Source organism: Aestuariibius sp. HNIBRBA575, assembly GCF_040932005.1.
Taxonomy (GTDB): domain Bacteria; phylum Pseudomonadota; class Alphaproteobacteria; order Rhodobacterales; family Rhodobacteraceae; genus CANLNM01.
Genome location: NZ_CP162414.1, coordinates 817271 through 836853 on the forward strand (window position 1 = coordinate 817271; position 19583 = coordinate 836853).

20 protein-coding genes are annotated in these 19583 nt (G+C 56.8%); 12 read left to right on the top strand and 8 right to left on the bottom strand.

Features of this window, described 5'->3' with window-relative positions:
• Positions 1-1488, bottom strand: coding sequence for a magnesium-protoporphyrin IX monomethyl ester anaerobic oxidative cyclase (gene bchE, locus AB1F12_RS04220; protein ID WP_368186812.1), 1488 nt, complete (start codon positions 1486-1488; stop codon positions 1-3).
• A 62-nt stretch (positions 1489-1550) separates the two neighbouring features.
• Between bchE and AB1F12_RS04225 the strand changes: the two genes are divergently transcribed.
• Positions 1551-2156: a d(CMP) kinase gene (locus AB1F12_RS04225; RefSeq protein ID WP_368186813.1), complete on the top strand. Its 606-nt coding sequence runs from the start codon at positions 1551-1553 to the stop codon at positions 2154-2156.
• Between the two features lie 13 nt (positions 2157-2169).
• Here the strand turns inward: AB1F12_RS04225 and iolG are convergent, their stop codons facing one another.
• Genes iolG through iolD form a run of 5 tightly spaced genes read right to left on the bottom strand, consistent with a single transcriptional unit; the run spans position 2170 to position 7694 of the window.
• Positions 2170-3162 carry an inositol 2-dehydrogenase gene (gene iolG, locus AB1F12_RS04230; protein WP_368186814.1) on the bottom strand — a complete coding sequence of 331 codons (993 nt, stop codon included), beginning with the start codon at positions 3160-3162 and terminating at the stop codon, positions 2170-2172.
• Between the two features lies 1 nt (position 3163).
• Positions 3164-3994 carry a class II fructose-bisphosphate aldolase gene (locus tag AB1F12_RS04235; RefSeq protein WP_368186816.1) on the bottom strand — a complete coding sequence of 277 codons (831 nt, stop codon included), beginning with the start codon at positions 3992-3994 and terminating at the stop codon, positions 3164-3166.
• A complete protein-coding gene (locus AB1F12_RS04240) occupies positions 3991-4833 on the bottom strand; it encodes a 5-deoxy-glucuronate isomerase (protein WP_368186817.1) in 843 nt (280 codons plus the stop codon). The genes AB1F12_RS04235 and AB1F12_RS04240 overlap by 4 nt, the downstream gene beginning before the upstream one ends.
• Before the next feature lie 12 nt (positions 4834-4845).
• A complete protein-coding gene (gene iolC / locus AB1F12_RS04245; protein ID WP_368186819.1) occupies positions 4846-5823 on the bottom strand; it encodes a 5-dehydro-2-deoxygluconokinase in 978 nt (325 codons plus the stop codon).
• Complete coding sequence (gene iolD, locus AB1F12_RS04250; RefSeq protein WP_368186820.1) at positions 5823-7694, bottom strand: 3D-(3,5/4)-trihydroxycyclohexane-1,2-dione acylhydrolase (decyclizing); 1872 nt, start codon at positions 7692-7694, stop codon at positions 5823-5825. The genes iolC and iolD overlap by 1 nt, the downstream gene beginning before the upstream one ends.
• Before the next feature lie 144 nt (positions 7695-7838).
• Here iolD and AB1F12_RS04255 point away from each other — a divergent pair, with 144 nt between their 5' ends.
• From AB1F12_RS04255 to AB1F12_RS04265, 3 genes are read left to right on the top strand one after another with little or no spacing between them, the layout of a single operon-like run.
• Positions 7839-8948: a Gfo/Idh/MocA family protein gene (locus AB1F12_RS04255; RefSeq protein ID WP_368186822.1), complete on the top strand. Its 1110-nt coding sequence runs from the start codon at positions 7839-7841 to the stop codon at positions 8946-8948.
• Between the two features lie 11 nt (positions 8949-8959).
• Positions 8960-9850, top strand: coding sequence for a TIM barrel protein (locus AB1F12_RS04260; RefSeq protein WP_368186824.1), 891 nt, complete (start codon positions 8960-8962; stop codon positions 9848-9850).
• Between the two features lie 12 nt (positions 9851-9862).
• Positions 9863-11020, top strand: a complete 1158-nt coding sequence (locus AB1F12_RS04265) for a Gfo/Idh/MocA family protein (protein ID WP_368186825.1) — start codon at positions 9863-9865, stop codon at positions 11018-11020.
• On the opposite strand, the gene AB1F12_RS04270 is transcribed toward AB1F12_RS04265, so the two are convergent.
• Together AB1F12_RS04270 and AB1F12_RS04275 are read right to left on the bottom strand one after the other, a co-directional pair.
• Positions 11021-11794: a hypothetical protein gene (locus AB1F12_RS04270; RefSeq protein WP_368186826.1), complete on the bottom strand. Its 774-nt coding sequence runs from the start codon at positions 11792-11794 to the stop codon at positions 11021-11023.
• On the bottom strand, positions 11795-12799 hold the full coding sequence (locus tag AB1F12_RS04275; protein WP_368186827.1) for a LacI family DNA-binding transcriptional regulator: 1005 nt from the start codon (positions 12797-12799) through the stop codon (positions 11795-11797).
• A gap of 180 nt (positions 12800-12979) precedes the next feature.
• Between AB1F12_RS04275 and AB1F12_RS04280 the strand changes: the two genes are divergently transcribed.
• The 8 genes from AB1F12_RS04280 (at position 12980) to AB1F12_RS04315 (ending at position 19513) form a co-directional block, all read left to right on the top strand.
• Positions 12980-13912, top strand: coding sequence for a sugar ABC transporter substrate-binding protein (locus AB1F12_RS04280; protein WP_368186828.1), 933 nt, complete (start codon positions 12980-12982; stop codon positions 13910-13912).
• 119 nt (positions 13913-14031) lie between these two features.
• Positions 14032-15153, top strand: coding sequence for an ABC transporter permease (locus tag AB1F12_RS04285; protein ID WP_368186830.1), 1122 nt, complete (start codon positions 14032-14034; stop codon positions 15151-15153).
• Between the two features lies 1 nt (position 15154).
• Entirely contained in the window at positions 15155-15943 is a 789-nt protein-coding gene (locus AB1F12_RS04290) for an ATP-binding cassette domain-containing protein (protein WP_368186831.1), read from the top strand.
• Positions 15944-16031: 88 nt separating this feature from the next.
• Positions 16032-16403 carry an ArsR/SmtB family transcription factor gene (locus tag AB1F12_RS04295; RefSeq protein WP_368186833.1) on the top strand — a complete coding sequence of 124 codons (372 nt, stop codon included), beginning with the start codon at positions 16032-16034 and terminating at the stop codon, positions 16401-16403.
• Positions 16396-16890 carry an SRPBCC domain-containing protein gene (locus AB1F12_RS04300; RefSeq protein WP_368186835.1) on the top strand — a complete coding sequence of 165 codons (495 nt, stop codon included), beginning with the start codon at positions 16396-16398 and terminating at the stop codon, positions 16888-16890. Before AB1F12_RS04295 ends, AB1F12_RS04300 begins: the two co-directional genes overlap by 8 nt.
• Before the next feature lie 102 nt (positions 16891-16992).
• Positions 16993-17745, top strand: a complete 753-nt coding sequence (locus AB1F12_RS04305) for an allophanate hydrolase subunit 1 (RefSeq protein WP_368186836.1) — start codon at positions 16993-16995, stop codon at positions 17743-17745.
• Positions 17742-18758 carry a biotin-dependent carboxyltransferase family protein gene (locus AB1F12_RS04310; RefSeq protein WP_368186838.1) on the top strand — a complete coding sequence of 339 codons (1017 nt, stop codon included), beginning with the start codon at positions 17742-17744 and terminating at the stop codon, positions 18756-18758. The genes AB1F12_RS04305 and AB1F12_RS04310 overlap by 4 nt, the downstream gene beginning before the upstream one ends.
• Positions 18755-19513 carry a LamB/YcsF family protein gene (locus AB1F12_RS04315; RefSeq protein WP_368186839.1) on the top strand — a complete coding sequence of 253 codons (759 nt, stop codon included), beginning with the start codon at positions 18755-18757 and terminating at the stop codon, positions 19511-19513. The genes AB1F12_RS04310 and AB1F12_RS04315 overlap by 4 nt, the downstream gene beginning before the upstream one ends.
• Positions 19514-19583: the final 70 nt, after the last annotated feature.

Consider the following 19583-nt stretch of genomic DNA (forward strand, 5'->3'; position numbering starts at 1 on the left):
CTATCCCCCCCGCGCCAAGGCGTTTTCCGGCAGGCGTTGTTCCCCCAAAACCTGTGCGACGCTGGCCGTGGGGCGGTGTGAGCGACGGATAAAATCCCAGACTTCGCGGATCACCACACGACGCCCCATGCGCGTGTACCACCGCATGGCATGTCGAATGTCTGGGTCCGGGTGAAACCAAACCCGAGCCAAGGCTTTGGGGCGCAGTTGCAGGCACATTTCGATCAATTTCACCCATAAAAACACCCGCCAAGCCGGAACATTTGGCACCTCCATCACTTGGTGTTTGTAATCCCACCGCGTCATATCCGGTTCGATCACAATGCGGTTTTTGACGTGATCAAAAAACGGGGTCCAACGGTGCGGCGTGGCAAATACCGACATGACCTGATCCGGATCATATGCCAGTAAGTGTTTCAAAAGACGCCAGTAATCGCGATCTGTCTCTTCTTCGAACCCAACCGCAAAGGTACAAAGCCCGATCATGCCATGGGCGCGCAGCAATTGAATGGCCTGTTGATCCTTGGCGCGGGTGCCGCCCTTTTTGACGGCCTCTAACGTGGCTTCGTCTGTGCCTTCTAACCCCAGCAAAACCCGCAACACACCGGCCTGTTTATAGAGCGGCAACAAATCGGCATCACGCACAATATCATCCGCGCGGGTCGATCCGATGATCTGAACCGGGACATTTTCAGCGATCATCGCGTGCAAAAATGCCGTCCAAACGCGGCGCGAAGAGGTGGGGTTTTCATCGGCCAGATTGATCAGCTCGACCCCATGTTCGCGGTGCAGCCACGCGATTTCAGCGGCCAGTTTGACCGGATCACGATAGCGCCATTTGGTCCAGAACCCACGTTGGCCGCAATAGGTGCATAGATGCGGACAGCCCCGCGAAAATTGCAGGATCACCGCGCGTTTACCGCCCCAATAGGAATGATCGGCAAAATCCATCAGTTCCCAACCGATGCGATAAGCATCCAGGTCTTTGATCATCGGGGCCGGGCGGGTGGCCGTGGGTTTGCCTGCCACCCGCAGCGCAATGCCGGGGATCTGGCGCAGGTCGTGTTGGGCCGCAATGGCGCTCATCAATGACACGGCTGTCGCTTCGCCTTCGCCGCGCACAATCACGTCTACCTCTGGGCATTGATCCAGCACCTGTTGCCAATGATAACTGGGATAAACACCCCCATAGATGATCTGAACCTGCGGCAGCCACGCACGAATGCGGGCCACCAGACGCGCCACAACCGGATGCACAGACGACGAACCAGAATGGCCGATCAGCACGGCGTCCGGCCGGGTCGATTTGAGCCGTTTCAGGATCGTCAAATCGTCCAGATTGTCAGGGTCCGCGTTCAGCAATGTCACGTCATGACCCGCATCAATCAGTGGCCCGCCAATGCACAATAACCCAAAGGGTGGCAGGTTTTCGCGCGGCATACGGCTGCCGATTGCGCTATGGGGCGGGTGAAGTAGGGTGATACGCATTGTGGCTCCTTTTCTTTGGGGCCAATTTGGTCCAGATATGTGCAGAATATCAGGAGGATGCGATGAGCTTTACCGTGGCAATTGATGGGCCAGCAGCAGCTGGAAAAGGCACCATTTCCAAGGCCGTGGCTGCCGAATTCGGCTTTGGGCATCTGGATACGGGGCTGCTTTATCGGGCGGTGGGCGCGCAGATGTTGGCAGGGTTTGACCCGATCGAAGCGGCCAAAGCGTTAACTCTGGATCAGATGCAGGGCGATTTGCGCACACCGGATGTGGCGCAGGCGGCCAGCAAGGTCGCGGTGATCCCAGAAGTGCGCGCCGCGTTGCTGGATTTTCAGCGCGCATTTGCCATGCGGGCCGGGGGCGCTGTGCTGGATGGGCGCGACATCGGCACGGTGATTTGCCCGGATGCAGACGTGAAATTATTTGTCACGGCCCGCGCGGACATCCGCGCCAAACGTCGCCATGCAGAATTGGTCAGCAACGGGATCGATGACAGTTTCGAAACCGTGCTGGCAGATGTCAAAGCCCGCGATGCACGCGACGCCGACCGCGCCGAGGCGCCGATGGTGGCCGCCAAAGATGCGATCCTGATCGACACGTCTGATTTGAGCATCGACGAAGCCATCGCCCAAGCCGCCCAAGCCGTGCAGGCCGCGCGGGGTTAACCGCGCGACAGCGTTATAGGTTCAGCATCTGGGGTTGACCCGTTGCGCAGCTTTGCGCGGCGGCATCGGCCATCAATTGCGCCTTTAGCCCATCACGTATGCCCGGATGGGGCGGCGTGCCATTGTTTAGCGCCTCAACGAAATGGGTCATTTCATGGCGATAGGCAGCTTCATACCGTTCCAGGAAAAAGTTCTGTGTTGGCGCCCGGGTAATGCCATTTTCCGTTGCGATTTCAACGCTGTCCTCTAATTGGTTTTCCGCGCGCAACATGCCTTTGGCGCCATGCACTTCGATCCGTTGGTCATATCCATAGGTGGCGCGGCGCGAATTGCTGATCTGGCAAATTTTGCCGCTGGCGGTGGTCAGCGTCACGGCGGCTGTGTCCACATCCCCGGCTTGGCCGATTTGCGGATCAACCAAGGACGACCCAACCGCATGCAGGCTGACCGGGTCTTCGCCCAGCAGAAACCGCGCCATGTCCAGATCGTGGATCATCATGTCACGAAACAGCCCGCCTGAGGTTTCGATGTAGGAAATCGGGGGCGGGGACGGGTCGCGCGACAGGATGGTGACCAGTTCCACATTGCCAATCTGACCCTTGGTGATCCGGTTTTGCATTGCGGCAAAGCTGGGATCAAACCGGCGATTAAACGCGGTCATAAACGGCACACCTGTCTCTTCGACGATGCGAATACAGTCGCGAATGCGATCCGATGACAGGTCCACAGGCTTTTCGCAGAAAATCGCCTTGCCCGCGCGGGCGCAGGCGTGGATTTGATCGTAATGCAGGGTGGTCGGCGTGCCAATCACCACCGCATCCACCTGATCGGACGCGATTAACTCATCCGCGTTCATCACCTGTGCACCTGTTTTGGCCGCCAACGCCTGTGCCGGTGCGTCAAAGGCATCCGCCACGGCTGTAACCTGTGCGGTGTCCAGAAAATTTAACGTGCGGGCGTGGACTTGGCCAATGCGCCCACAGCCCAGAATTCCGATACGCACCATGTCAGGCTCCTTTGAAGGCGGCTAAAACCCGGCGCGTTGCCGCGACCATCGGGTCATGGGTTTCTTGCAGGATGGTGACCCGGTCAAATCTGTCCGGGTCAACGTTGACAGCGTTGCGCATCGCCGCGCCAAAGGCCATGCGTAATTCCGTGCCGATGTTGAATTTGCACACGTTTGATCCGCGCGCCAATGCGGTGCGTTGCGCCACAGGCACGCCGGATCCGCCATGGATGACCAGCGGCACATCTGTGACGGCCTGAATGGCGCGAATGCGGGCTTCGTCCAATCCGCCCTCTTTGTCCTGTTGCAAATGCACGTTGCCGACCGAAATCGCCATGGCATCGACCCCGGTGTCGCGGGCAAATTGCGCCGCTTGGTCCGGGTCGGTTCCGGCGGACCGCTCGCCGCCGCTATAGCCGACAAAACCGATTTCGCCTTCGCAGGACATTCCGGCGGCATGGGCCATGTCTGCGATGCGGGCAGTGTCGTCGATATTCTGGGCCAAAGACGTGCGAGATCCGTCAAACATTACCGACGTAAAGCCCGAATCGAGCGCGATTTTGCAATCCTCATACGTATAGCCGTGGTCCAGATGTGCCACGACCGGCACATCGGCAGCTTCGGCCAAATGGCGGAACATTTTGCCAAGGATCGGCAACGGTGTATGCGCGCGACAACCCGGGCCTGCCTGCAAAATCACCGGCACATTTTCGGCCTCGGCGGCGGCGACAAAGGCGCGCATATCTTCCCAGCCCAGCGTGACCAACCCGGCCACCGCATACCCGTGTTTCAATGCAGGTTGAAGCACATCAGAAAGCGTTGCCAGCGTCATTTAAATTTCGCCACCATGTCCAGAATACCGGGAATTGTGTGCAATTGTTCGGCATGTTGCGGCTGGAAATATTGTTTCAACGAACGCTGAGACAGACCGCCAAGGATGGTGAAATAATACATTTCATAGCCCGGCATCGCCACACATGGGTGATAGCCAGAGCGCAGACAAATCGTGGATTTATCTTTGATATGATGGGCTTGTCCCAGATCGTCCCCTTCTTGTTGGATGATCTGAACGCCGGTGCCGTAATTGGGCCGGAACCGGTAATTATAGGTTTCATCATGGCGGGTTTCATCCGGCAGACGATCTGTGTCGTGTTTGTGGGGCGGAAAACCGGACCAGCCGCCCGCGCCAACAGTGTAAAGTTCACTGACCAGCAGGCGGCCCACTTTGTCATGCTGTTTCTGGCCGAGGATATGTTTAATTTTGCGATGGGTTTTGGTGTCGTCGGACCCGTATTGCACCACGTCCAATTCGTCTGCGCGTACGGCAAAAGGTTCCAGAACCTCGTCAAATTTGGCACCGGCAATGAACACTTCGGTGGTGTCGCTGAGGCAGGTAAACGTCGCCTTCATGCCAGACGGGACATAGACGCCTTCGGGATCGCCGTCCCAGACATCCACACCGCGCCCGCCCAGATCGTCGGCGCGAAAATCGCCAACCTGCACATCAATGCTGCCTGTGGCGGGCACGATACAGGTTTCGTAACCGGGCACGGCATATTCAAACACTTCGCCCTTTTTCAGGTTGATCATGTTGAAATAATTCAGCGGGACAAAACCATCCTCGGCGTCAACGATCGGTTTGTTTTTGTTATCAAATGGCGGGATATGCATGTCTTGATCCTTTCAAGCTTGGGTAGCGCCGGGATGCGAAGCGAGGAACGCGTCAAGCTCGGCTAAGGTGGGCATGGCGGGGGCGCAGCCGGGTTTGGCCACAACGATCGAGGCACAGGCGGACCCGCGCAAAATGGCGTCGCGCATAGGGTGCCCATCCGCGAGTGAGGCCAGAAAACCGGCCATGAAACTGTCGCCCGCGCCGGTGGGTTTGACGGCCTGAACGGGATAGATCCCTGTGCGGATTTCCTGCCCCTGAACAAAGGTCACAGCCCCCTCAGCGCCCATTTTATAGACCACAATGGCGGCGTTTTTCTGGGCCAGTTCGCGGGCTTTGGCCAAACCTTGGTCGATGTGACCAGCCATAAAGCCGAACTCTTCGTCATTGCCGACAATCATGTCTGACAGGGTTCCGGCGCGGGATAGAACCTGTTGGGCGACCTGCGGGCTAGGCCAGCTATAGGGGCGGTAATCCACGTCAAAGATGACCGGGATGCCAGCGGCGCGCGCCAGTTCAAAGGCGCGGAATGTGGCGCTGCGCGATGGTTCGGCGGCAAAGACAGTTCCGGCGGTGATCAATGCGCTGTATTGGCTGTAATCGACCGCCTCAACATCGGCGATATCCATCTGAAAATCGGCGGCATTGTTGCGATAGATCACCGATTGGTGGTCCTCAATGCGGGTTTCATAAATCGCCAGTGACGTGCGGCTTTCGCCTGAAATGGGCGTCACATGTTGGCGGTCCACGCCGTAATGATCCAACTGGTTCTGGCAATACCAGCCGATGGAATCGTCCGACACGCGCGTCACAAGCGCGGCCTGACAGCCCAGTTTTACAAGACCCGCAGCGATGTTGGCCGATGAGCCCCCCATCGCCACCATCATGTCGGTGGCATGCTGGGTTGCGGTATTGGTCGGCGTCGGGGTCAGGTCCATCCCAACGCGCCCAATCACCAGAAATTTCTTTTGGGCGATGCCGTCGATCACCATCACACGCCCTTTCGCTGTTTGGCGCGCGACGATTCCCATTCCAGATGCGCTTTGGTGACGTTTTCGTCCTCGCTGATATGGGGTGTTCCGACCTCCCACCATGTGTGGCCCTCTTGGGTCCAGCCTTCATAGGGGTCCACATCCATCACGATCACATAGGTTTTGTCGGACGCTTTGGCGCGTTTAAAGGCCTCGGCCAGTTCGGATGGATTGGCGACTTTTTCGGCGCTGGCCCCCATGGATGCGGCATGGGCGGTAAAATCAACGCCAAAGGCCTGAGGGATGGTCGGGCAATCCACCAACAGATTGTTAAAGCTCTGATTTCCGGTGTTGTTTTGCAGCTTGTTGATCACGGCGAACCCGCCATTATCCAGCACCAACACGATCAGTTTCTTTTGGCTTAGTACGGAGGAATAGATGTCGGAATTCATCAACATATAGGACCCGTCACCGGTGAAAATGATCGTGTCCTGATCCGGTTCACGTTCGGCCTGCGCGATCCGTGCGCCCCAGCCGCCAGCGATTTCATATCCCATGCAGGAAAACCCAAATTCCACATCCACCGTGCCCACATCCAAGGTGCGCCAATTGGCGGTGACCTCGGCTGGCAGGCCACCTGCGGCTGCGACAATGCGATCGCGTGGGGCACATAATTCATTCACCACGCCGATGGCCTGCGCATAGGAATTGGGCCGATTTCCGGGGGCGGTATTTTCGGCCACATAGGCATCCCATTTGTGCCGTTCCGACTGGGCCTGCGCAGTCCAGTCGGGTGGTGCGGCATAGGAATTTAGGCCCTGTCCTAACAAAGGCAGCGCCAGTTTTGCATCGCCGACTATGGGCAAAGACATATGTTTGCCCGCATCGTAACGCCCGACATTGATGGAAATGAACCGGGACTCAGGCGCAAACGCGGTCCATGATCCGGTGGTAAAATCCTGAAGCCGTGTGCCAATCGCAACGATCACATCGGCCTGCTGGGCAATCGCGTTGGCGGAATTTGACCCCGTGACCCCAATAGGCCCGATATTCAGCGGATAGGTTGCCAGCAAATTGGCGCGCCCGGCAATGGTTTCGACAACCGGGATGTTGTGGGTGTCGGCAAAGCGCGTCAATTCAGCCACTGCACCGGAATATTGCACGCCGCCACCGGCGATGATCATCGGGCGTTTGGCGGATTTCAACAGGGCAGCGGCATCGTCAACCTCGGCCATATCTGGCGTTTGGCGACGGATGCGATGCACCTTTTTGTCAAAAAAACTAACCGGATAATCATAGCTCCAGCCCTGAATATCCTGCGGCAATCCCAAAAACGCCGGTCCGCATTCTGCCGGGTCCAGCATCGTCGCCAATGCGTTGGGTAGCGCGCTGAGGATTTGCGCCGGATGGGTGATGCGGTCCCAGTAACGTGTGACGGGTTTGAACGCGTCATTCACCCCAAAGGTCGGATCGTTGAAGTTTTCCATCTGCTGCAAAATCGGATCGGGCAGGCGGGTCACAAAGCCATCACCACATAGCATTAGCATCGGCAGCCGGTTGGCATGGGCCAGAGCGGCGCTGGTCACCAGATTGCTGGTGCCGGGCCCGGCGCTGGCGGTGCAAAACATAAACCGCTGACGCAGCCATTGTTTGGCATAGGCGGCGGCGGCGAATCCCATGCTTTGTTCGCTTTGCCCCCGATAAAGCGGCAGTTCGTCCTGCACATTATGCAACGCTTCGCCCAGACAGGTCACATTGCCGTGGCCAAAGATGCCAAACCCCCCGCCACAAACGCGCATTTCCACGCTGTCAATCACAATAAACTGGTTGGCAAGCCAACGGATGATGGCCTGTGCAGTGGTCAGGCGAATGGTGTTCGGGGCCATATTCATGTGGCGCTATCCTCTGTGCCCCACCCCAATTGCGGGGCGGCAAAATTAACGTTCCCGCTTTTGAAGCTTGCGAGATTTCGAATCTGAGGATACAAGTTTTGCAACCGGTTGCAAATATATTTCAATCGGCGGGGAGGATCAGCATTGAAACAGATCGGAATCGGCATCTTGGGTGGCGGCTATATGGGCAAGGCCCATGCGGTGGCCATGTCTGCGGTTGGCGCGGTGTTTAATACGGGCCTGCGTCCACGGCTGGAAATGGTCGCGGCATCGACGCCCGCCAGCGCCGAACGCTATCGCGCGGCCTATGGTTTTGCGCGCGCAACGGATGATTGGCGCGTGTTGGTCAATGACCCCAAGGTCGACGCCATCATCATCGCATCGCCCCAATCCACCCACCGCGCCATCGCAGAGGCGGCATTTGCACTGCAAAAACCCGTGTTTTGCGAAAAACCACTGGGCGCGGATGCCGCTGACAGTGCCGCCATGACCAACGCCGCAGAGAAGGCGGGCGTGGTGAACATGGTGGGATTCAACTATATCCGCACCCCCGCCAGTCAATTCGCCCGGCAGCTCATTTCGGATGGCGCAATTGGCGACATCACGTGGTTTCGGGGCGAACATACCGAAGATTTCTACGCCGATCCCAACAGCCCTGCCACGTGGCGCACATCCGGTGCGGCCAACGGCACGATGGGGGATTTGGCACCCCACATGATCAATGCGGCCCTCGCGTTGATCGGTCCTGTGGCGAAATTGATCGCCGAAGTTGAAACCGTTCACAAAACCCGCCCCGGTGGCGACGTCACCAATGATGACCACGCCCAAATGATGGTGCGGTTTGCAAATGGCGCCATGGGGCAGATGTATTTTAGCCGTATCTCGTCGGGGCGAAAAATGGGCTATGCCTATGAAATCACAGGCACAAAAGGCGCAATTCGGTTCGACCAAGAGGACCAGAACGCGTTGTGGTTGTATCAATCAGACGATCCCGAACATATCCGCGGGTTTCGCAAAATCCTGACGGGGCCTGCGCATCCTGATTATGAACCTTTTTGTCAGGGGCCCGGACATGGCACCGGCTATCAGGATCAAATCATCATCGAAGCCCGCGATTTTTTACACGCAATCGAAACCGGAAAACCGGTTTGGCCCACCTTTCGTGATGGGCTTGAGGTGAACCAGATTGTGGCAGCCGCTTTGACATCTTCGAAACAGAAAACTTGGGTCGACGTGCCGTCGATCCCGTCTTGAAAGGCAAAAAAATGACGATCAGAATCGGTAACGCCCCTTGTTCGTGGGGCGTCGAATTTGCAGAAGATCCACGTAACCCCACATGGCAAAGTGTGCTGAGCGATTGCGCAGCCGCAGGGTATAAAGGCATCGAATTGGGCCCGATTGGGTTCATGCCCGAAGACCCGGCGATCCTGAAAGACGAGCTGGCTAAAAACGATTTGGAACTGATCGGCGGCGTGATTTTCCGCCCGTTCCACGACGCGTCAAAATGGGATGAGGTCGTGGATGCCTCCAAACGCACCTGCGAAGCGCTGGTCGCTCATGGCGCCAAACATCTGGTGTTGATCGATTCCATTTCCGAACGCCGTGCCCCCACCGCTGGCCGCCCCGCAGAGGCCGAACAAATGGCCGATGACGAATGGAACGCCTATCGCGACCGGATCGTGGACATCGCCAAAATGGGCGCGGATTATGGGCTGATCCCCGAATTGCACCCCCATGCCGGCGGGTTCATGGATTTTGAGCCCGAAGTCGAACGGATTCTATCAGAAGTCGATGCAGACACGCTGAAATTGTGTTTAGATACAGGGCATTGCACCTATGCGGGCTTTGACCCGGTTGCGTTCATGAAACGGCATATGGACCGGATCACCTATGTGCATTTCAAATCGACGGATGCCGCCATCAAGGCAGAAGCTATCGCCAATCGCACCGGGTTTTATGACGCCTGCGGGCAGGGCATTTTCTGCAACCTGGCCGATGGTGAGGTTGACCTGCCTGCAGTACGCGACCTGCTGTTGGAAACCGGTTTCGAAGGCTGGTGCACGATTGAACAGGACTGCGATCCCAACCTTGATCCTGACCCTTTGGGGGATGCGACCAAGAACCGTGAATACCTTGAATCTATTGGCTTTAACTAAGGAACCCTGATCATGGCAAAACTTAAATGGGGTATGATTGGCGGCGGCGAAGGCAGCCAAATTGGACCGGCACATCGGCTTGGATCAGGGCTTGATGGGGAATTTGAATTCACCGCGGGCGCCTTGGATCATCGGCCCGATGCGGGGCGTGACTACGGTCAGCGGCTCGGCCTTGCGGCGGACCGGTCCTATGGTGATTGGCGCGACATGCTGGCCGGTGAAAAGGACCGCGCGGACCGCGTCGATCTGGTCACGGTGGCGACGCCAAATGCGACGCATTTTGAAATCACCAAAGCGTTCCTTGAAAACGGGTTTCACGTGCTGTGCGAAAAACCCATGACCATGAATGTCGATGAGGGCGAAGAGATCGTTAAGATCAGCCAAGCAACCGGAAAAATCTGTGCTGTGAACTATGGTTACACCGGATATTCGTTGGTCCGGCACATGCGGGCGATGGTTTTGCGCGGTGATTTAGGGGCGATCCGTTTGGTCAAAGCAGAGTTTGCCCATGGCCATCACGCAGATGCCGCCGATGCCGACAATCCGCGGGTGCGCTGGCGGTATGATCCGGCGCAGGCTGGCGTGTCGGCGCAGTTCGCAGATTGTGGGATTCATGCGATGCATATGGCGTCATTTGTGACTGGCCAAGAGGTTGAAAAACTGTCCGCTGACATAGTGTCTTGCCTGCCAAGCCGAGAGCTGGAAGACGACGCAATGGTTAATTTCCGCATGGATGGCGGGGCGGTTGGCCGGTTGTGGACGTCGTCTGTTGCGATTGGGCGTCAGCATGGTCTGGGCATTCAGGTATTTGGCGAAAAGGGCGGGTTGCGGTGGTCGCAAGAGCATCCAAATCAGCTGTTTTGGATGCCGCTGAATGGTCGACTGCAAGTGATCGAGCGGGGCGAAGCAGGGCTGAGCCCAGAAGCCGACCGCACCACCCGCGTCACAATCGGTCATGCCGAAGGTATGCCATTGGCATTCGCTAATATTTACAAAGACTTGGCCGAAGCGATCCGCGCTGAAAAAGAAGGGCGTGCCATGGATCCCGCAGCGAACTTGTACCCGCGTGCTGTGGATGGTTTGCGGTCCATGGCCGCCGTATTTGCGGTCGCAGAAAGCGGCAAAACCGACGGGGCATGGGTCGATGCACGTCCGCCGATGCTGCGGTAATTACATGCGGATCGCGCCAGTCAGGGCGCGGTATGGCATGTCGCGATACCGTTGGCGCAGGGCTTCAAATTCCTGCGCCAAAGCGCCGATATTGGCGGTGGCATCGGTGCAAAACACAAACACAGATATTAACGACGCATGCGGAACGTCCGGGCCTTTGGGCTGCTGGCGCTGATACAGAATTTCTACAAATGGCGCATCATCCGGCCCCAGGCCCAGCATCAAACGAGCCACGCCTGAATGTACGTTAATACCGGGGCCGCTGAGCGAAATCATCCAGCGATCCTGACCCAATTCAAAGGCTTTGGGCACAAACATATTCGCCGCTGTGGCCACATCCAACGCTGCGATATCGGACAAATCTGCGGCGGTTTGGGTGGCGATGAATTGGTCGTCCATTGCGTTCAAAGAGGCGACTTCCATGACGTCGACTTCAAAATTTCGCTCAACACGTGTTTCGATTGGGGCGGTTCTGAAACGCAGTAACCCTTTGTCATTCTTTAGAAATTTACCGGACAGGTAATACAGGTATTCCCCCATCGGCTCAACGTCCCAGAACAGGCCAGCGTAGGTGTCGACGTGATCCGCATCGGCGGGGTGGTCAACCCAAACGGGCAGATCGAACTCTGTCTGACCTTGGGAAATGGGGGCATGTGTGACCTCTGGATGGGCCGCTAGATTTTCGATGTGATTTCCCTGTGCGATCACGGTTTTGGGGCGCGGGCTGGTGCGGGGTGGGATCGGGCGGAACAAATCGACGATTTTTTTGAACATTTACTTGCCTTCTGGAGGGCGCAACGTGCCGCGTTCGACAACGGAACAGGGGAACAGGCGTGCTTCGGGATAGCGGTCGGGTTCTTCTAACATGGCGACCATCAATTCAATGGAGGATCGGATGATTTGTTGAATGGGCTGGTGGATTGTGGTCAGGTTTATGTTTTCCCACCGCGACATTTCCATGTCGTTTAATCCAATAATGCCAATGTCTTGTGCGATTGTCAGGCCATGGTCATCGATCGCGGACAACGCCCCGATCGACAGCACATCATCCCCGCAAAAATAGGCTTCGGCGCGGGTTTCGTTTAGCAGACGCTGCATTTCAGTGCGGCCAGCTTCAAATGAATAGGCATCGGCAAAGCTGTGGCTCAGGGTGATGTCGGGGTGGTTTTTCAACTCTTGTTCAAAGCCTTTGAAGCGGTCTTGGGTCGATGTCGCGGTAATCGGTCCACCCATAAATCCAACATGTTTATAGCCACGAGCAACCAGGGTTTGCGCCGCCATACGCCCACATTCGACGTTATCCACCCCAACCACATGGACCTGAGGTGAACTGGAATACCGGCCAAAGGAATGCACCACCGGAACCCCGGCATCGCGAAACGATTTGGCGAAATTTGGGGGCAGGGTAGAGGACGCGACGACGACCCCATCCACCGAATATTGTTGCAGCATCCGCACGGAATTTTCGGGATCGGTTTCATCGGTCAAATTCACCAGCAATGGCCGCAGCCCGCGATCCTGTAGGCCGCGGGTAAACAGATCAAACACCTCTAGGAAAATCGGGTTGTGAAAGTTGTTGGACACCAAACCAATCAATTTGGTGCGCCGTGTGGTCAGGCTTCGGGCGAGGAAATTGGGGCTATATCCCAGATCTTGGGCCGCTTTTTCGACCTTTCGACGCATTTTGTCGGAAACTGAGGCCCCATCGGTAAAGGTGCGCGATACCGCAGAACGGGACACGCCCGCGCGTTCTGCGACATCCTTTAATGTGACGGCCATGCCTGCTTCCTTCTTGTTTGGATGATGTTTTACCTGAACGCGCCGCTGAATTCAGCATCTAATTCGCGGATCAATTTTGCAACCGGTTGCAAAATGGTGAAATTTGTGGTTATTTAGATTCGGAGAGACGGAGGAGACCGCTCTTTCGACACCTTGAGGGTGATAATCTGGGAGGAAATCATGACTTCAACATTCAAGAAGATTGCGCTAGCCGCTGCCGTTTCATTGGCAGGGTCCGTTGCGACAGCTGAGACCTATATTCTGGTCAGCCACGCGCCAGACAGCGACAGCTGGTGGAACACGATCAAAAACGGCATTGCCTTGGCGGGCGATCAAATGGGCGTTGAGGTGGAATACCGCAACCCGCCCACCGGTGATCTGGCCGATATGGCGCGCATCATCGAACAGGCCGCGGCGTCTAACCCGGATGGGATCATCACCACGCTGGCGGATTTCGATGTGCTAAGCGGCCCAATCCGGGCGGCGGTTGATCAGGGGATCAACGTGATCATCATGAATTCCGGCACACCTGAACAGGTGCGCGAAGTGGGGGCCTTGATGTTTGTCGGGCAGCCTGAATATGACGCTGGTCTGGCGGCGGGTCTGCGCGCCAAGGGCGACGGCATTGAATCCTTTGTGTGCGTGAACCACGTGATTTCAAACACAGTGGTCGCCGAACGGTGCCGCGGTTTTGCGGACGGTCTGGGCATTGAGCTGGGTGATCAGATGATCGATTCCGGCCAAGATCCGGCCGAGATTAAAAACCGGGTGATTGCCTATCTGACCGCAAATCCTGAAACCGACGCGATCCTGACGCTGGGGCCGACCTCTGCGGATCCAACATTGCTGGCCGTGGATGAAATGGGCATCGCCGGTGACATCTATTTCGGGACATTTGATCTGGGCGATAACATCGTTCAGGGGATCAAAGACGGCGTGATCAACTGGGGTATCGATCAGCAGCCATTCCTGCAGGCTTATCTGCCGGTTGTTGTGTTGACCAACTACGATCGCTACGGCGTTCTGCCCGGCAATAACATCAATTCGGGCCCCGGTTTTGTCACCGCTGACGCCCTGGGCAAAGTCGAAGAATTTGCAGGTGAATACCGCTAATCCCTGAGGCAAATGCCATCGCGATTTGCGCGGTTTCTTAACCTGTATGGCGGCGTGCGACATGCCGCCATACGCATCTCACCTTTCCTCAAAATCTTTGCACGCTTCGGAGTAAAAGCATGTCAGACGGAACCTCCATTTCCGGCGCAGACGAGCGTATTAAACAACAATCCCGTCTTCGCACCGCCCTGATCCGCCCCGAATTGGGTGGGATATGTGGCACCATCATCGTGTTTGCATTGTTCCTGATTTTCGCCGGAGACAGTGGCATGTTCAACGCCCAAGGCGTGATGAACTGGTCCACCGTTTCCGCCCAATTCATGATCATCGCGGTGGGCGCCTGTATGCTGATGATTGCCGGTGAATTTGACCTGTCCGTTGGGTCGATGATCGGGTTCGCGGGCATGATGATCGCGATTTTTTCCGTCACGCTGGGCTGGCCGATGTGGCAGGCCATCATCGCGACCTTTGTTCTGGCCATCGCGATTGGTGCCCTGAATGGCTATATCGTTGTGCGCACTGGATTGCCCAGTTTCATCGTGACGTTGGCGTTCCTGTTTATCCTGCGGGGGTTTGCGATTTTCCTGCCGCAATTGGTGGAACGCAAAACTGTGATTGGCGGGTTAAAGGATGTCGCAGAAGGCGATTGGCTGGCGCCGATTTTTGGTGGCAAAGTGTTCAAGGGCCTGTTCCAGTGGCTGGGCGACAAAGGCGTCATCGACACATTCACCCGCGGCACCAAAGAGGGTCAGCCCGTGATCGAAGGCGTGCCAATGATGATCATCTGGGCCATCGCTTTGGTGGTGATTGGTCATTTGATTATGACGCGCACACGGTTCGGAAACTGGGTTTTCGCCGCCGGTGGTGACGCCCAGGCCGCCCGTTATGTGGGGGTTCCGGTGAACCGGGTGAAAATCCTGTTGTTCATGTTCACCGCCTTTTGCGCCACAATTTTGGCAACCTGTCAGGTGATGGAATTTGGATCGGCTGGATCGGATCGCGGCATGTTAAAAGAGTTCGAAGCCATCATCGCCGTGGTCATCGGCGGCGCGTTGTTGACCGGTGGTTACGGCTCTGTTTTGGGGGCGGCACTGGGTGCGTTGATATTTGGCGTCGTGCAGCAGGGCCTATTTTTCGCAGGGGTCGAAAGCTCGCTTTTCCGGGTGTTTTTGGGGGTGATCCTGCTGTCTGCGGTGATCCTAAACACCTATATCCGCCGCATCATCACAGGGGAGCGGTGATATGACAAACGACCATGCACCCATCATTCAAATGCAAGGGATCGAAAAGCATTTCGGGTCCGTCATTGCGCTGGCTGGGGTATCGCTGGATATCTTTCCGGGTGAATGTCACTGCCTGCTAGGCGACAATGGCGCGGGTAAATCCACGTTCATCAAAACCATGTCGGGCGTGCATAAACCCACCAAAGGCGAGATCCTGTTTGAGGGCCAGCCGATGAATTTCACCGATCCGAGGGATGCCATTTCGGCCGGGATCGCCACCGTTTATCAGGATTTGGCGATGATCCCTTTGATGTCTGTGTCGCGCAATTTCTTTATGGGAAATGAGCCAACCAAAAAGGCCGGTCCATTTACCCTGTTTGATCACGATCACGCCAACGAAGTGACGATGACTGAGATGCGCAAAATGGGCATCAACCTGCGTGGCCCTGATCAGGCGGTCGGCACATTGTCAGGCGGGGAACGTCAAACGGTTGCCATCGCCCGTGCGGTGCATTTCGGGGCCAAGGTGCTGATCCTGGACGAACCCACTTCGGCGCTGGGGGTGCGGCAAACGGCCAATGTTTTGTCGACCATCGATAAGGTGCGCAAACAGGGGATCGGTGTGGTGTTCATCACCCATAACGTGCGCCACGCCATGGCTGTGGGGGACCGATTTACGGTGCTGAACCGTGGCCAAACGCTGGGCACTGCGCAGCGCGGGCAGATCACCCCAGAGGAATTACAAGACCTGATGGCCGGTGGTCAGGAACTGGTGGCCCTAGAGGGATCGTTGGGCGGCACGGTTTAGGGCATTGCTTGCGTAACACAAAAGGGCGTCCCAATTGGGGCGCCTTTTTTGTTTGACCCAATGTGCGAATCAACATAACCATATTGTTATGGAACAAATTGGTTATGAAACTCACGCACCGGCCTTGGATGCCATTTTTCACGCTCTTGCTGATCCAACGCGCCGGGCCATCCTGTCACGTTTGGCGCAAGGGACGGCGTCGGTGAACGACTTGGCCGAACCTTTCGCAATCAGCCAGCCTGCTGTTTCAAAACATCTAAAAGTTTTGGAAGGCGCGGGTTTGATCCTGCGGGATATCGACAAACAACGCCGCCCCGCACGGCTGAATGCGCAACCCATGGCCGATGCTGTGGCCTGGTTAGAAGAGTTTAAATCGTTTTGGACCGACAGTTTCGATCAACTTGATACATTGCTGGAAACATTAAAGAAAAACCAACCAGAAGGAGGATCGGATGAATGATCTGCCGACCTATATTTTAGACCGCGTTTTTGATGCACCCCGCGCATTGGTTTGGCGTACATGGACCGAAGCTGAGTTATTGGGCCAGTGGTATGGACCCGGTGTGGAAACGGTGATCCACGAATTGGACGTGCGCCCCGGCGGGCTTTGGCTCAATGAAATGAAGATGAAACAGGGCTCGGGTTATCAACGGGTTGAATATCTAGAGGTCGAGCCACAAGCCAAGCTGGTTTGGCTTCATGCCAATGCGGATGCAAACTGGAATGTGGCCAGCAATCCGATGATGCCCGATTGGCCGCGGGTGTTGATGACGGTGGTAACGTTTGAGGAAAAGGACGGCCAAACCCATATGCGTCTGACCTGGACCCCGCATGAGGCAAGTGAGGCTGAAATCGCCTGTTTCCGGGGCGCGATGGCCGGGCTGGATTCTGGTTGGGGTGCGGGCATGGAACTGCTGGCGAATATGTTGGTTGATTTGCAGACTTAAACCAACCGGATCTGGGCCAAATTAGGGTTTAGACGACAATTTTTCGGGGGGCGTTTGTCAGCGCCCCCTTTTCCTTGGGGGCAATCCGGTTAGAGTGCCTGAATGAACTCTGAAAATACCATTCTGTCCCCCCAAATTTTGCCGCATGGCCAAGACGGCATTCTTGTGTGTTTTGATCGCAAGGTGACCCAACAGGCCGGTGCGGCTGCGTTGACATTGCGCCGCGACATCACGCTGGCGGACCTGCCGGGCATATCAGAAGTGTCCGCCTCGCTGACGTCGGTTTTGGTACGGTTCGATCCGGATGCGACGACCCGCGCCGTTTTGTCCAAAACGCTAGGGACGTTGTTGGCAGCGCGGGATTGGGCGCAGTTTGACACGCCCGCACCAACACGCCGCTGGACGATCCCCGTGACATTTGGGGGCGCAGCCGGCCCTCAATTGGCCCAATCGGCTGATCTGGCGGGGCAGAGTGTGGAACAGGCCGTTTCAGAGATTTGCAACACCGAATTGCGTGTGCTGACAATCGGTTACGCACCCGGCCAGCCCTATCTGGGGATGCTGCCAGACCATTGGGGATTTCCACGACTGCCCGAATTGACCCCAGCCGTGCCAGCAGGGGCATTGGTGGTGGCCGTGCGTCAATTGGTGATTTTTACCAATGCCAGCGCCACGGGGTGGCGACAAATCGGGCAAACCGCGTTCCGCCCCTTTTTGCAGGACCGCGCAGAACCTTTGTTGTTTCAACAAGGCGATGCCGTTCAGTTTACAACGATTTCCCATGCCGAATGGCAATCGCTTGAGGCGGACAATGCCGACGGGCTGGGCGGCGCGATCTGCAAGGTGACGTCATGAAACTGCGGATTGACCGGGCGGGTCCATTGATGACGCTGCAGGATTTGGGACGCAACGGATATGTGGGGCAGGGGCTGTCACGGGGGGGCGCGGCTGATCGGTTGGCCCTGTTCGAAGCGGCAGCGTTGTTGGGGCGAAAAGACGTCACACCCGCCATTGAAATGGCCGGAATGGGCGGCGCATTTTCGGTTGATCAAGCCGTGCAATTTGCCTTGACGGGTGCGCCGATGGGGGCGACCATTGATGGCGCGCCCGTTGCGTGGAACACATCATATGTGCTGTTGCCCGGTCAGGTTCTGACGCTGGGCGGGGTGCAAAAAGGCGTCTATGGCTATCTGACATTTGCCCCAGATTTGTTGGACGCCACGTGGCTAGGAAGCGCATCTGTGCATTTACAGGCCGGGGTCGGTCGGGTCTTGGCTGGCGGGGATGTGCTGACCTTTGCAGATGCTGCTGACCCCGGATCATCCATGACATTGCAGGCGGATAATCGGTTCCAAGGGGGCAACATCCGGGTCATGCCGGGGCCGCAAACCGACCTGTTTGACGCCGACATGCAGGCCCGATTTGGGGCCACCGACTTTGTGCGCGGCGCACAGGCCAATCGCCAAGGCGTGCGCATCGAACAAAATGGTGCGCCCTTTGGCACCGCATTGGCTGCGGGGCTGGCATCGGATTTTATTCGCCCCGGTGACATCCAAATGACCGGTGAGGGCGTGCCTTATGTTTTGCTGGCCGAAAGCCAGACGATGGGTGGATATCCCCGTATCGGTACGGTGATCGCCGCCGATTTGCCCCGCATTGCACAGGCACCCGTCGGGGCCAAGCTCAGCTTTGACTGGGTAAGTTTGGATCAGGCCGATGCCTTGGCACAAAGCGATGCAAATGTGCTGCGCTCTTTGCGATCAAAGGTGCAAACGCTGTTGCGTGATCCGGCCGATATTGCCGATTTGCTAAGCTATCAATTGATTTCCGGAGTGAGTGCCGGACATGACGAAATGGACTTAACATGACCCAAACAATCGATTTGAACGCCGATATGGGCGAAAGCTTTGGCCCTTGGAAAATGGGCAGCGACGCCGCCCTTTTGAACATTATCAGTTCCGCCAATATTGCCTGTGGGTTTCATGCCAGCGATCCGGATAATATGGCCGCCGCCATGACGTTAGCGGTCGAGGCGGGGGTGGGGATCGGCGCGCATCCCGGTTTTCCTGATTTGCAGGGATTTGGGCGTCGCCGGATGCATCTAAACGCCACCGAATTGGCCAATCTGGTGACCTATCAACTGGGCGCAGCCCAAGCGATGGCCAAGGTCGCAGGCGGGCAGGTGCGCCACCTGAAATTGCACGGGGCATTGGCCAATATGTGCGCCGAAAACATCGACATGGCCCGCGCCTGTTATCGCGCGGCTCTGGCCGTTCAGCCGGACATCATCATCATGGTTCTGTCCGGCACGGCCCAAGAAAAAGCGGTGCAAGAATTGGGATGCGCTTGGGCTGGCGAAATCTTTGCCGATCGGGCCTATAATGACGATGCGACGTTGGTGGATCGCAGCCTGCCGGGCGCAGTGTTGCATGACGCCGAAACCGCCGCGCCCCGGATCATTCAGATGTTGCAGGAACAGGCTATTATTTCCGAAAATGGCGTGCGCATTCCCTGCAAGATCGACACGATCTGCCTACATGGGGATGGGGCCACAGCCGTGCAAATGGCCACCGCTTTGCGGGCAAAACTAGAACAGGCAGGCATTGAAATCGCCCCGTTTTAGGGCGGTTCACCCGCGTTTTGTTGGCCCAAACCCTCAAACGGTAACATCGCGCACAAACCGGTGACCAATC